The 13278-nt window shown below is 55.7% G+C and carries 11 protein-coding genes and 1 pseudogene; 6 read left to right on the plus strand and 6 right to left on the minus strand.

Annotated elements, in window-relative coordinates:
• Positions 1-287: 287 nt before the first annotated feature.
• From ACOBR2_RS15110 to ACOBR2_RS15120, 3 genes are all read right to left on the minus strand, one after another.
• Positions 288-926 carry an isochorismatase family protein gene (locus tag ACOBR2_RS15110; RefSeq protein WP_420236947.1) on the minus strand — a complete coding sequence of 213 codons (639 nt, stop codon included), beginning with the start codon at positions 924-926 and terminating at the stop codon, positions 288-290.
• A gap of 89 nt (positions 927-1015) precedes the next feature.
• A complete protein-coding gene (locus ACOBR2_RS15115) occupies positions 1016-1417 on the minus strand; it encodes a tautomerase family protein (RefSeq protein ID WP_420236948.1) in 402 nt (133 codons plus the stop codon).
• Positions 1418-1458: 41 nt separating this feature from the next.
• Positions 1459-2469 carry a zinc-dependent alcohol dehydrogenase family protein gene (locus tag ACOBR2_RS15120; protein WP_420236949.1) on the minus strand — a complete coding sequence of 337 codons (1011 nt, stop codon included), beginning with the start codon at positions 2467-2469 and terminating at the stop codon, positions 1459-1461.
• 82 nt (positions 2470-2551) lie between these two features.
• Here ACOBR2_RS15120 and ACOBR2_RS15125 point away from each other — a divergent pair, with 82 nt between their 5' ends.
• Entirely contained in the window at positions 2552-2854 is a 303-nt protein-coding gene (locus ACOBR2_RS15125; protein ID WP_420236950.1) for an ArsR/SmtB family transcription factor, read from the plus strand.
• A gap of 39 nt (positions 2855-2893) precedes the next feature.
• Positions 2894-4006, plus strand: a complete 1113-nt coding sequence (locus ACOBR2_RS15130; RefSeq protein ID WP_420236951.1) for an NADH:flavin oxidoreductase — start codon at positions 2894-2896, stop codon at positions 4004-4006.
• Between the two features lie 30 nt (positions 4007-4036).
• Here the strand turns inward: ACOBR2_RS15130 and ACOBR2_RS15135 are convergent, their stop codons facing one another.
• The 3 genes and pseudogenes from ACOBR2_RS15135 to ACOBR2_RS15145 all read right to left on the minus strand — a co-directional run.
• Positions 4037-5245, minus strand: a complete 1209-nt coding sequence (locus ACOBR2_RS15135) for a trans-sulfuration enzyme family protein (RefSeq protein ID WP_420236952.1) — start codon at positions 5243-5245, stop codon at positions 4037-4039.
• Between the two features lie 142 nt (positions 5246-5387).
• Positions 5388-6560 carry a cystathionine beta-lyase gene (locus ACOBR2_RS15140; protein WP_420236953.1) on the minus strand — a complete coding sequence of 391 codons (1173 nt, stop codon included), beginning with the start codon at positions 6558-6560 and terminating at the stop codon, positions 5388-5390.
• A gap of 107 nt (positions 6561-6667) precedes the next feature.
• Positions 6668-6790: pseudogene (locus ACOBR2_RS15145) on the minus strand (IS5/IS1182 family transposase); the annotation flags it as partial.
• Between the two features lie 412 nt (positions 6791-7202).
• On the opposite strand from ACOBR2_RS15145, the gene ACOBR2_RS15150 reads away from it, so the two are divergent.
• From ACOBR2_RS15150 to ACOBR2_RS15165, 4 genes are read left to right on the plus strand one after another with little or no spacing between them, the layout of a single operon-like run.
• Positions 7203-10208 (plus strand): carboxypeptidase regulatory-like domain-containing protein, encoded by a 3006-nt coding sequence (locus ACOBR2_RS15150; protein ID WP_420236954.1) that lies wholly within the window; start codon positions 7203-7205, stop codon positions 10206-10208.
• Between the two features lie 58 nt (positions 10209-10266).
• Positions 10267-11184, plus strand: a complete 918-nt coding sequence (locus tag ACOBR2_RS15155) for an ABC transporter permease (protein ID WP_420236955.1) — start codon at positions 10267-10269, stop codon at positions 11182-11184.
• On the plus strand, positions 11181-12059 hold the full coding sequence (locus tag ACOBR2_RS15160; protein ID WP_420236956.1) for an ABC transporter permease: 879 nt from the start codon (positions 11181-11183) through the stop codon (positions 12057-12059). Before ACOBR2_RS15155 ends, ACOBR2_RS15160 begins: the two co-directional genes overlap by 4 nt.
• Positions 12060-12087: 28 nt before the next feature.
• Positions 12088-13278 carry a M24 family metallopeptidase gene (locus ACOBR2_RS15165; protein WP_420236957.1) on the plus strand — a complete coding sequence of 397 codons (1191 nt, stop codon included), beginning with the start codon at positions 12088-12090 and terminating at the stop codon, positions 13276-13278.

Here is a 13278-nt window from a genome sequence, read left to right on the forward strand (position 1 = left end):
CAAGGAGATTCCCTCACGGAAATATCCATCGCTTGCACGGAGGATATTGTCTCGACAGCTTCCGACCTGATCGTTGCCAATCACGCCGGTGGCGCAGTAGATTACTGCGGACGGAACCGCAGGTTCACTTCAAGATGAATTCATGTTGAATAATCGTTGAATCAGCCGTGGCCCAACTCGCAACACTAACGAATCGCTGAGAATCAGAATGCATTGGTAGAAATCCCAGCAACTGCAATGAACAGCTTTCATGCTCCGCAAACCTGTTGTCTGGGTAGTTCATGCCCTCAAAACGCCCCCAGAATTGCCCTCTGACGGGCTGGGGCTGTTTGGGTGGCCTCCACACTCTTCGACGAGTGGCCAGAAATGCCCCTATGGTCAATTCTGGGGCAAGTTTTGGACGTCAGCGGAGCAAACCGGGCAGAACTGGGAACTCGTGTCGATACAGCATTCAGCGCGATCAGGTGCAGCATCTCGCTCACCGTAGTGCAGCAGTCAGGAAGAATTGCAACTTTGTACTTTTCGGCAGATTTTGAGATTGTTGTGTGGGTTACGCAGTTCTGCGTCATCATGCCGCAGATCAACAACTCTTCTACGCCGAGTTGATGCAGAGTGGCTTCGAGTGTCGTGTGGTGGAAGCCGTCGGCAAATTGCTTGACCACGACGGGAGCTTCAGGCGCCGCTGCCCGGATAAGTGGATGAATCTCGGCGCCGTGTGTGCCGGCGTTGAAGAAGGGAGCTATCCCTTGCTGGCTATCAGCAGTATGTTGCACCAGGATGACAGGAACTCCCACCACATGCGCTTTAGCAATCGCTTGTTCGATGTTGGCAAGCGTGGCGCCGATGTTCCAGAGTGGAAATTTCCCTGCAGGCAGATAATCGTTTTGTGGATCGATCACGATCAATCCGCGGTGACTGGCGGCCATATTGAACTCCCTTGTAATTGGATTGTAATCAGATGAGGCAATTCCTTGTTGAAGCTTACCCTATGCTGTCCGGCGCGTCCCCACCCATGCTACGTTGCTTCCGCCAGAAGTTTCATGAGCGGTGCTTCCCCATTGCCAACCGACCAATCGGCATAGTCATTCCCTACCAGGGTTATGAAGGCATCCTGCGGCCGGACGCCAGGATGTTCGGCAAGAATCTGGGCAATGCGGCGGTGCAGTTCCACTCTCAGGTCGCGCGACCGCCCGGAGCGTAAAGTAATCTGAATGATGACTATGTCGGCGGACCGTTCAATGCCGAGATAGTTTGGATTGTAGATCAGGTTGTCCGGCTCGTATTCATTGACCAGTTGAAACCGGTCCTCCGGTGGGATTCCTATGACCTCAACAAGTGCCTTGTGGATTCCATCGGCGATCGCGCGCCGATATGGGAGTGACTTTCCTCGCTGCAATGAGATCAGACTGATCGGCATATGCCACAAATCCTTTCTACACCAATATGCATCTATCCATGTCAGAAGTTGATCACGATCTTGCCGAAGTGCTGACCTGACGCCAGATAGTCATACGCCACTTGCGCCTCGTCGAATGCAAATCTACGGTCTATTACCGGTTTGATCCGGTGAGCTATAAGGAACTCGTTCATAGCCGTGAATTGTTCGCAGGAGCCAACGCTGATGCCGTTAATGTCTGCATTCATCAATTGCAGGCGCATGAGGTTGAATTGTGGGCCATGACCGGTTAGCACACCGATCTGTGCGATTTGTCCGCCAGCAGCCAGGCTCTTAAGCGAGCGATCGAAGGTGCCTGGCCCGCCCAACTCAACAATGTGAGAAACACCGATGCCGCCAGTCCATTTGCGGACCTCAACGTCCCAATCGGGCGTTGAATGGTAATTGATTGTCGCCCATGCGCCGAGATGTGCAGCACGTTCTCGCTTCTCGTCGGAAGAAGAAATCACGATGACCCGAGCGCCCAGCACTGCTGCTATCTGCAGAGCAAAGAGTGCGACGCCGCCCGTTCCCTGCACCAATACCGTATCGCTCGGCGTGAGTTTCCCGCGCACCACAAGCGCTTGCCAAGCCGTGACCGCCGCGCAGGGCAAGGTTGCGGCTTCCTCGAAATCAAATGAATCGGGAATGCGGACCAGGGAATCCTCTGGTGCCACAACCAGTTCCGAAAGGACACCGTCGCAGGCCCCGCCACCGAGAGCGGTGGAACGATAGGATTCGCGAAACGGACCATCGATCCAGTCGCGAAAGAAGTTCGGAGCTACACGATCGCCTTCGCGCCATCGTGTAACCTCCTTGCCAACCTCCGCCACAATGCCAGCGCCGTCGGAAAGCGGCACCAATCCTTCGCGGACGTTCCCATACTGACCGCGCAAGATCATCAGATCGCGATAATTAAGGCTGGCCGCCTCGATACGAACAAGCACATCTCTCGGGCCAAGCTGCGGAGGCTGCTCCTCGCTCTTCTTGAGATGCCAGCCATCTTCGCTGGAATTGAGTCGGTAGATTCTCACGGAGGCTCCTTTGTGCGACAATAATCGAACATTGGGCGGTCGTCAAGTGTGCGGCTGGGTAAATTCCCTTTACAATTGAGGCATGGTGGCGCACGCAAAGAACCGGAAACCTTCAGAGCCCGAACTTGCAAAGGTGCTTTGTGCGCTTGGCGATCGGGTTCGTCTCGATATTGTGCGAAAACTCGCCCGCGACGGCGAGATCCCATGTGGAGGATTCGGAGTGGACATGCCGAAGTCCTCTCTCTCGCATCACTTTCGCGTGCTGCGCGAAGCCGGTGTTATTGGCTCGCGTCCAGAGGGGACTTCCACCTACAACTTTTTACTATCGAAGGAACTGGAAAAGCGGTTCCCAGGACTTCTTCCGGGTATTTTGGACAACTTATAGATTCTTGGATCGAAGCAAAAAAGAGAACATCCAACACACATGAGCGATCTCGCTGAAAGCCGTTCCTCGCTTCTCTTCAAGCCCTTTGATCTCCAAAATCTGGTTTTGCCAAACCGCATCGTGATGGCTCCCATGACTCGCGCCAAATCGCCGGAGGGGATTCCCGGTCCTGATGTGGCGGCTTATTATCGCCGCCGCGCCGAGGGCGGCGTGGGCTTGATCGTGACCGAGGGAACCTACGTTCCGCATCCTGCGGCAGGCTCCTATCCCGATGTGCCGCACTTCTACGGCGAGCAATCTCTTGCGGGATGGAAGCGGGTGGTTGATGAGGTTCATCAGGCGGGGGGCAAGATCTTTCCGCAACTCTGGCATGTTGGCTTAACCCCGGCTGCGGATGGACAAATTCGCCCTGGCGCGATAGGCCCTTCCGGGCTTGCCAACCGTGGTGTAAAGATTACCGAGCCGATGACGCAACAAGATATCGACAACGTGGTCCGCGCTTTTGGCGAGGCCGCACTCTCGGCACAGCAACTCGGATTCGACGGCGTGGAGATTCACGGCGCGCACGGGTATCTTCTGGACCAGTTTTTCTGGGATGGAACCAACCAGCGTACCGACGGGTATGGAGGCGATCTGGTGGCGCGCACTCGTTTCGCGGTGGAAGTAATCCGCGAGATTCGCTCCAAGGTGGGACCGGAGTTCCCAATCTGCCTCCGTTATTCGCAATGGAAGCAGCAGGATTACAATACCAAACTGGCCCTAAACCCCGGCGAGTTGGAGCGGTTTCTTGCCCCCTTGACCGACGCGGGCGTAGATCTTTATCACTGCTCGCAACGTCGCTTCTGGGAGCCTGAATTTGAGGGAAGCACGCTGAATCTGGCGGGTTGGACCAAGAAGTTGACCGGCAAACCTACCGTGACCGTGGGGTCGATCACCTTGAATCAGGATGTCACCCGTACTTTTACGACTGCGGAATCCGCTGCCGCAACGGGGATCGATGAGTTGCTGGAACGGCTGGAGCGCGAGGAGTTCGATCTGGTCGCCATCGGGCGCTCGCTGATCGTGAATCCCGCCTGGCCGCAAATCATTCAACGCGGAGCTATCGATGATCTGCTACCCTACCAGCGGGATGTATTGGCGCAGTTGATTTAGGACTTAGCCAATACGCACAGCAGCAGGCACTCATTCGGCAAGCGCCTGCTCCAGGTCATTGCAGAGGTCGTCGGGATCGTCCAATCCAATCGACGTTCGGAAGATACCTTCTCCCGCATAGAGTCGATAACTCTCTTCTGCCCGGGCATCGAGGGTGAAGGAACTGCGCAGGATCTCATTGGTTGGAATGTAGTAGATAAGACTGCGTTGTTTCCCGAGTGAAACCGCGTAGTTGAATAACTGGGCGCGCTTGGCGATGCGGCGCGCGGCAGCCAGTCCATCGCCTTTCACTTGAAAAGTCAGCATCCCTGAAAAATTCTCCATCTGCCGCCGCGCCACTTCATGTTGCGGATGCGACGCCAGCCCCGGATAGATCACGCGCTTGACGGCATGATGCGACTCAAGAAACTCCGCCACCTTCGACGCACTCTCCTGATGCGCGCGCATACGGAACGAAAGCGTATGCAGGCCGCGCCGGATCAGCCATGCGTTGAATGGGCTCAGTGCGCCACCGAAGTGAATCAGTGCATGACGGCGAAGCTCGGCCAGCGCTCCACGCCTGCCGATCACAACGCCGCCCAGCGCATCGCCATGGCCGTTCAAGTATTTGGTCAGCGAGTGCAGAACCCAGTCGGCTCCGAGCGTCAGAGGCCGAGTTGCCAGCGGCGTTGCCAGCGTGGAATCCACCGCAAATTCGGCTCCGGCCCGGTGCGCAATCTCCGCAACGGCGGCCAGATCCGTAAGACGCAGGATGGGATTGCAAGGCGACTCCGCCCACACCAGACGCGTGTTGGGACGAATGGCTGCTGCTACAGATTCCAAAGCCGAAAAGTTTGCATTCGTCACTTGGATGCCAAAACCAGGCAGCGTATCCCGCGCTAGCTCGGCGACACCCGCATAGCAAACATCGCTCAGAACAAGGTGATCGCCGCTTTTCAGCGTACCCAGCAACAGCCCTGCTGCCGCGCCCATACCGCTCGCGAAACAGAGTGCATCCTCGCCTTCTTCGAGGCTGGCAAGCTTCTCTTCCAACCCTCGCACGGTTGGTGTCGACCAGCGAGCATATAAGTATGGATCGTCTTCTTTCAGATCGACGGCAGAAAAACCGGAGCTGTCAGGATCGGTAACAAAATTCGTCGACAAGATCAGCGGAGCCTCAACAGAGTTCGTCGTCGGATCGGGCTTTTCACCCACATGAAGCGCTCGTGTTCTCAGCGCCAATCCTCTCTTCTCAACCATTCTGTTCGTCCTTGCCTTTTCTGCCAAACACAATGCGCTGCGGCCCCGATTCGTTGGGCTTACTCACTCTTAGGATACCGTCTATAGTCCAAGAGGTGTGCCACTCGGCGGAACGTATCGAGTGGCCCTGATTGGCAATCGACTATCGCGCTGCCTGCATCCGCTCCAATGCTTGCTTCAGGTCGGCAATCAAATCATTGGTATCTTCCATACCAATGCTCAGCCGCACCAAACGGTCACCGTAAGGCGAGGCGCCACGAGAGTGATTCAGGTTGTACGTCACGGCCAGGCTTGTCGTCCCTGCCCAGCTATAGCCAATCTTGAAAAGATCAAGCGCATCCACGAAGGCACGCACCTCGGCGCCGCTGAATTCCTGGCTAAAGACGATGGAAAACAGTCCGCTCGCTCCAGTAAAATCGCGCTTCCAGAATGCATGACCGGGGCAGCTTTCGAGTGCCGGATGCAGTACCGTCTGTACCACCGGTTGCGCGGAGATCCAGTTGGCGATCGTCAGCGCCGAAGCCTCCGCGTGGCGCAACCGCACGGCCAGTGTCTGGAGACCGCGCAGCGCCAGGCTGCATTCGTCCGGAGAGACCGATAGTCCCAAGCGCGCACGGGTTTCGCCAAGGCGCTCGAACAGAGCTTCATCGCGGACGGTGACCGAGCCCATCAGCAGGTCGCTATGCCCACCAACGTACTTCGTCAACGCCTGCACGGAAATATCCACGCCATGCTCGAAGGGCTTGAAGAGCACACCCGCAGCCCAAGTGTTGTCCATCGCCACCATCACACCACGCGCATGCGCGGCAGCGGAAATTGCCGGCACGTCCTGCACTTCCATCGTGATCGAGCCGGGACTCTCGACCCAGATCAGGTGCGTGTTGGAACGGAAGTACTCGGCGACCGCTGCCCCTCCATCGGCTGGATAAAAGGATGCTTCCACTCCAAAGCGATGCAGCAGCTTGACGGCCAGCAACCGGTTCGGCACATAAACGTTGTCCGGAATCAGCACGTGGCTGCCCGCCGAAAGCATCGCCATGTCCACAAGCGTGAGCGCCGCAAGGCCGCTCGGAACAAGCAGCGTGTGCATCCCACCCTCAAGTTCGGCAATCCTGCCCGCTAAAGCAAGAACAGTCGGCGTGCCGTGGATGCCATAGGTGTATCCATCCGCCTCAACATTCCACCCGCCCACGGCGGACTCGCAATCGGGAAAGATGACCGTTGAGGCGCGCTCCACGGAAACATTCAGCGCCCGGAAGCCTCCCGGCACTTTGGCGTTGCTATGAATGAGATTGGTTTGCCAGTTCTGGGCCATCCGTGAATCCGCTCTCCACCGGCGGCAATCGACCCTCCGCCATCGCATTCAAATATACCGCAGCGCAGTTCTTGCTTTGCGGAATGGAGAGACATCCGTATTTTCGTTGTGAGCCATAACGTGAGATAGCCGCGACGCCGAAGTCCTGCGTCGTACTCCGCCCAGTTCTTCAGCGGGCACTTCATCTTTGGGATGTGGTGATGGCGCGACGCGTTGTGCTTGTTCGGCATTGAACGGGCTGCCTTTCGGAAATCTGTCTGAGAGTCCTTAATCTCCAAGCCTATTCGTGCAACAGCGCCAGAAGAAGGTGTTAGGCCGGCTGCAACTTTGCCTGCGCACTGACGCATCTTGGTTGACCCACTCACTACATACACCCTATAATCGAGATCAATGGTTTTGATCAATCATCTCGCGGCTTGTTGTTGTACACGCCCTGTGTACGTGTGGCCGCGTTCTGAATGTCCTCTGTACCATCCATAGACGACAGATTTAGCAGACGATAGGCCCACGTATCCGCCGCTGAGCATATGTGGGCTTTTCCTTTTTTGCGGCACTAGACGAGAAGCCTCGTTGCACGGATACCGACAATGACATTGGCGCCAATTTTGGCTCCACTTTATCCAACACACATCGAGGGCTAATATGAAAGCACTTTTCCTCTTTCTTTTCGCCACGCTCGGCCTAACTGCCTTTCTAGGTGCGGCAAATGCGCAAACCACTGCTCGCTTGACTGGAAAGGTCAGCGACACATCGTCCGCGCGCATCAGCGACGCCAGTATCAGTGCCGTCAATCTCAGCACGGGGCAGCAACGCCAGGTTGTCACAGGGGACGATGGGGTATTCGTCCTCGCCGAACTTCCCATCGGTGTCTACAAAGTGACAGCTTCACATCAAGGCTTTGGCTCCAAGGTCGTGCCATCTATCAATCTGGGCGTCTCCGAAGTAGTAACCCTGGAGTTCTCACTTGCACCGAGCGCAATCGAGCAGACAGTTACGGTCGAAGCTGATTCTGAACCATTGATCAATACAACAACCAGTCTTGGCACTTCACTGAATACTCAGTCGCTGGCGCAGTTGCCCATCAACGGCCGCGACTACGCACGGTTTGCCCTGCTGACGCCTGGCGCGGTTGCAACCACAAACATTCTGGCCAACATCTCTTTCAATGGACAACAGATCACTGCAAACCGCTTTTCAATCGATGGTGTAGATGCCTCGCGCGTAGACTACCCCTACATTGCAAATGGGTTCGAACGTGGCGCACGACTGCTCACCGGGAGCCTGGAAACAATTGCGGAGTTTCGCGCCCTCACTAGCGTCTACCCTGCCGAATATGGTCGAGCTTCAGGAGGCTACGTCACTATTGTCACCAAGAGTGGCGGGAATCAGTTCCATGGCACCGCCTACAACTTCCTGAGAAACAACCTCTTCGATGCCCGCAATTATTTCAATACAACATCGCAGCAACAGGCCCAGTTCCGCTTCAACAACTTTGGCGGCAGCTTGGGTGGACCCATTTGGCGCAACAAAGATTTCTTCTTCCTCAATTACGAAGGCTCGCGTCAGAACGTCGGCATTACCGGAACCGGAACCACGCCGAGCGCACTGCTGCGACAGCAAGTACTGAGCGCCTCGCCCGCTCTCGCCCCCTTGCTTGCGCTATACCCGGTTGGGACTAGTTCCACCAGCAACACCTTGATCGACTCCTACACAACGAACCAATCCGATGCTGTACGTGAAGATACCGGGAGCGCTCGCATCGATCACACTTTCAGTGACCACAACACGTTTTTTGCCCGCTTCAACGTGAACGACTCCTACATCTCCGGGCCAGTCTACGGAGTCTTTCCGAACTCGCTTGGAACCGGCGATCATCAGCAGGTCCCGATCCGCGTGACCAACATCGCAATTCACGACCAGCATCTGTCCGGCTCATCTTTTGTGAATGAATTTCTGGTGGGATTGCAGCGCTACGACAGCATCATCAATTCCAATGAATCGTATCCGCTGACTACTATCACCGGTCTCTCGATTACGCCTGGCACTCGCGGCATCAGCAACAATATAAATACGAGCTATCAAGTTGGCGACGATATGAGTCTGGTTCATCGTACTCATACATTCAAATGGGGCATTGGATCGTATCGTATCGATCTGAACAACAGAACCCTTGCAACCACCACCATTACGTTCACGTCCATCGCCGACTTCGTCAAGAACAGCGCCTACAGCGCATCTCAAACAGGCGCGAACCCAGGCTCATCGACGCGTGCCTATCAGGTCGACTCCTATATGCAGGACACCTGGCAGATACATCCTGGATTCACTCTCGACTACGGCATTCGCTGGGACTATCAAACAGCCGCATACGATCCATTGAACAAGCAACAAACATTCAGTCTGGCCACAAACGCGCTGGGAGCGGCGGGCATCCCATTCTATAACGACACAAGGCGCGATTTTTCGCCACGCGTCGGTATCTCCTATGCGGTCTCGCCGCGCTACGTTCTGCGCACGGGATTTGGTATCTTCTACCAGCAGTTTCCACTATATTCAACCAATCAGATTGCAACCAATAATGCTGTTGGCACAACCTCGCTGCTGCGCTCTCAGACACCGGCGCTGAGCTATCCGCTGACGCCCTTTCTAAGCCAGACCTCCGCTGCTCTGCCCGCGGTTGTCGGATATTATCCGAACAAGCCCGACATCTATGCCGCGCAATGGAACCTGACCAACGAGATTGCGCTCAACAACGATACGGCCCTTACCCTTGCGTATGTTGGTAATCGCAGTCTCCATCTGCGGCAGAATCAGAACATCAACTATGTCACGCCTTCCACCGGAAAGCGCCCGATATCCGGCTACTCCAACATCATCATCGAGCTTGCCGGCGGCGTATCCAACTACAGTGCGTTGCAGGCTCAGCTAACCCGCCGCCTCGATAGCGGCGTGCAGGCAAACGCGGGCTACACATACAGCCATGCACTCGACAACGTGCAGGACTATGGCGTATCGAGCGGCTATTACTTGCAACCACAGACGAACAACAACTGGACCGCGGAATATGGCAATGGGACCAACGACATTCGCCATAGTTTCAACTACAGCCTGACCTACGATCTGCCTTTTGGAAAACATCAACGCTACCTCAATCGCGAACCAGGCGTTATCGATCAGCTTGTGTCGGGGTGGCAAATCGCGAGTCTCGGCGTAATACGCACGGGGACACCGACAACTGTTTTCATCGGCGTCAACACTTCTGGCAACGGCAGCACGGCCAATCAGCGGCCGAACCGTGTTGCGGGCGTGAGTCAGTATGCTGCGCACAAATCGGTGCAGCAGTGGCTCAACCCGGCAGCATTCTCGCTGCCAGTCAGCGGCACTGTCGGCAACCTGGCGCGTAATACGGTCTACGGGCCCGGCTTCAACCAATTCGATGTTTCCCTGCTGAAGCGAGCGCACGTAAGTGAAAGAGTGGCTCTGGAGCTGCGCGCGGAAATCTTCAATCTTCCCAACACGCCCAATTTCACTACGCCGAGCAACACTTACAACACTTCTACGTTCGGCCAAATCCTTAACACTTTCGGCCGCACGCTCGGCAACGGTACTGCGAGGCAGATGCAGATGGCCGCCAAGATCATCTTCTAGAAATCCTCGCGTTCGACGACTAACAAGATTCGACCACTTTGCAGAAAGGAGCGTTGCCTTGAACAAATCTATTTATCGAATTCCTGAAGCGCTCCTTTCTGTGTGGGCGCTTCTTACTGCGGTTTTCTTTCTCACGCGCACACTGGGTGATCCATCTGTCCTGCTACTACCGATTGGTGCATCAAAGGCGGATGCGGCGCTGTTTCGCGCACAATTAGGGCTGGATCTTCCTCTCTGGAAACAGTACTTGCATTATATAGAGCAAACACTGCATGGCAATCTTGGTGAAAGCTTCTTGTTTGCGAGGCCTGCACTTGGCGTCGTTCTTGAACGCCTTCCTGCGACTCTGCTGCTGGCTTCAACGGCTCTGTTTCTTGGGATGGCTATTGGTTTGGCGATCGGTTCACTGCTTGCTATTCGCCGGCATGGAATCTTGCACCGTGTTCTCGCGGCGTTCGTGATTCTTGGACAGGCTACACCTGTGTTTTGGCTCGGCATGGTATTGATCCTGCTGTTTGCTGTTCAGCTCCACTGGCTTCCCACCGGAGGTTACGGGCATTGGAAGAACCTGATATTGCCGTCGGTCAGCATGGCGCTTTTTCTGAGCGCGCACATTGCACGAATGGCGGAATCGACCATCAAACAGGTACTCCATGAAAACTACGTGCGCACTGCCCGAGCCAAAGGGCTTAGTCCTCTGTCGATTTATCTGTGGTACGTGCTGCGCTCCGCGCTCGTCCCCATCGTTACGCTCATCGGCATCCTCGCAGGCGAAATGATTGGAGGATCTGTAGTCGTAGAGACGATCTTCGCATGGCCCGGAATCGGCAGACTCATCTATCAGGCCATTGAGAACCAGGACTTCCCTGTCGTCAGCGCAGGCATTGTCCTAATATCTGTTGGAGTCATCGCGATCAACTTTCTCGCGGATATGGTGCATCTCTGGCTGGATCCCCGCATACGGACTCATGCATGAGCGAGACGCCGCCAGTCCTGCAGACAAAGAGCACACAATGGCCTCGTTCGTTCCGCCACGTCGTTGTCCGTCTAGGCGCCGACGGCCTGATCGGCGCAGCGCTTCTGCTTCTGATTGTTGTTGCCGCAGGGCTGGCGTCGTGGTTACCGCTTGCCAACCCACTGCACATCGATCTCCATGCACGTTTTACACCCCCCGGTTCTTCGCATCACCTGCTTGGCGCCGATGCCCTGGGGCGCGATGTGCTTAGCAGAATTGTTTTTGGCGGGCGCTTTACAATGGCGGTTGCGCTTAGCGCAACCGCACTCGGGCTCCTGCTTGGCGTCTCGGCGGGACTGATGGCCGGATACTTCGGCGGCCTGTTGGACCGGCTTCTGATGCGTCTTGTCGATATCGTTCTCTCGATTCCTGTGATGTTGCTTGCCCTGCTTGTCATTGCCGCACTGGGTCCAAGCAATCTACACCTGATTTGCGTGCTCGGGCTCACCAGTTGGGTGCGATTTGCACGCATTGTACGAGCGGAATGCCTTTCTCTCCGCAAGCGTGGCTTTGTCCTTGCTGCACGCGTCATTGGCGCAGGCCCGTGGCGCATTCTGTTTCGCCATATTCTTCCCGTAATCTGGCCTTCGATCCTCACCATCGCCTCACTCGAGATGTCACGCATCGTACTCATGGAAGTTGGCCTGAGCTTTCTTGGCCTGGGCGTGCAGCCACCCGCTCCCGGATGGGGACGAATGCTTGCCGAAGGCCGCAACTATCTGACCACCGCGTGGTGGCTCACGGTCGTTCCAGGATTGGCAATTGTAGTTACCGTACTCAGCGTCACTCTTATGGGCAATGCCCTTCGACGTAATTTGGATCATTGCTCGTATTGATCGATCTTAACCAAAAGGATATACATTCATGACTGTCGCCGCACCTGCAACTCGCCGCATCGAGAAACTGCAAAAAGAGATGGTCGCCCGAGGCATCGATGTTTTGATCTGCTTTAAGCCGGAGAATACCTTCTATATCAGCGGCTTCAATCCCATCATCTATAGCCATCCGGTGATTGCCATTGTTCCTGCGACTGGCGATTCTACTCTGCTCGTTCATGCCCTGCGCGATGACCATGCTCGCACCAGCACATGGATTGCGGACATTCGGCTTTACGGCTCCTGGTCGACCAAAGTCACGATCTGCCCGAACTGGCTCGACGCACTTCAGCTAATTCTCGAAGAGCTCCACCTTACAAAAGCGGCGATTGGAATCGAGGAAGATTATCTGCCAGTCGGCCGTCTGAAGAGCCTTGAGCAGATTCTTCCCCAGGCGACGTTTGCCAATGCAAGTGGGGTGATTTTCCGCTCGCGCGTTATAAAAGACGAGACAGAGATCGCGAGTGCACGTATAGCAGCGCATTTAGCTGATCGTGGCATGACCGCCGCGATCGATACTCTCGCTGCTGGCGGCTCCGAGCGCGATGTTGCAACAGCGGCCATGCGCACGATGAATGAGACATGGAATCGGAAATACCCGGAAGTAGAAGTTTGCGCCTTCGGCAGTCTGGAAGGCGGCGTACAGAACGCGCTATGGTGCTGGTGCTTATCCGGCAAGCGTGTACTCATCAACTGCGACAGCCCAAGCGTGCGACGACCAGAGCGCGGAGAGATTGCGCTTACCTTTATTTGGGCAATCGCTAACGGCATCTATGTTGAAAACGAGCGTTCTGTCGCGATCGGTGCGCTAGCCACCGAACAGCAGCGCGCGTACGACGCTATTCTGCAGATACGCGAAGAAACTCGGCCGCTCATTCGTCCAGGTGCGCGGGTTGCCGATCTTTTTCTTGCAGTCAGGAGCGCCTATCAACGCCTCGGCTATGGCAAGTACTTGCCGGGCCGCATCGGTCACGGCATGGGACTCGGCGCACACGAGGAGCCTTCGCTCGACGGAAAGTCCGATTTAGTCTTTGAGCCTGGAATGATCTTTACCTTTGAACCAAATCTGCGCATACCAGAGTGGGGCGGGTTGCAACACTCCGACACATTGCTGATCACACCAACCGGTCATGAATCGCTGACCATAACTCCGAACGGGTTTCTCCAGGTGCAGGTATAG

It is taken from the genome of Telmatobacter bradus (assembly GCF_048629425.1).
GTDB lineage: Bacteria > Acidobacteriota > Terriglobia > Terriglobales > Acidobacteriaceae > Telmatobacter > Telmatobacter bradus.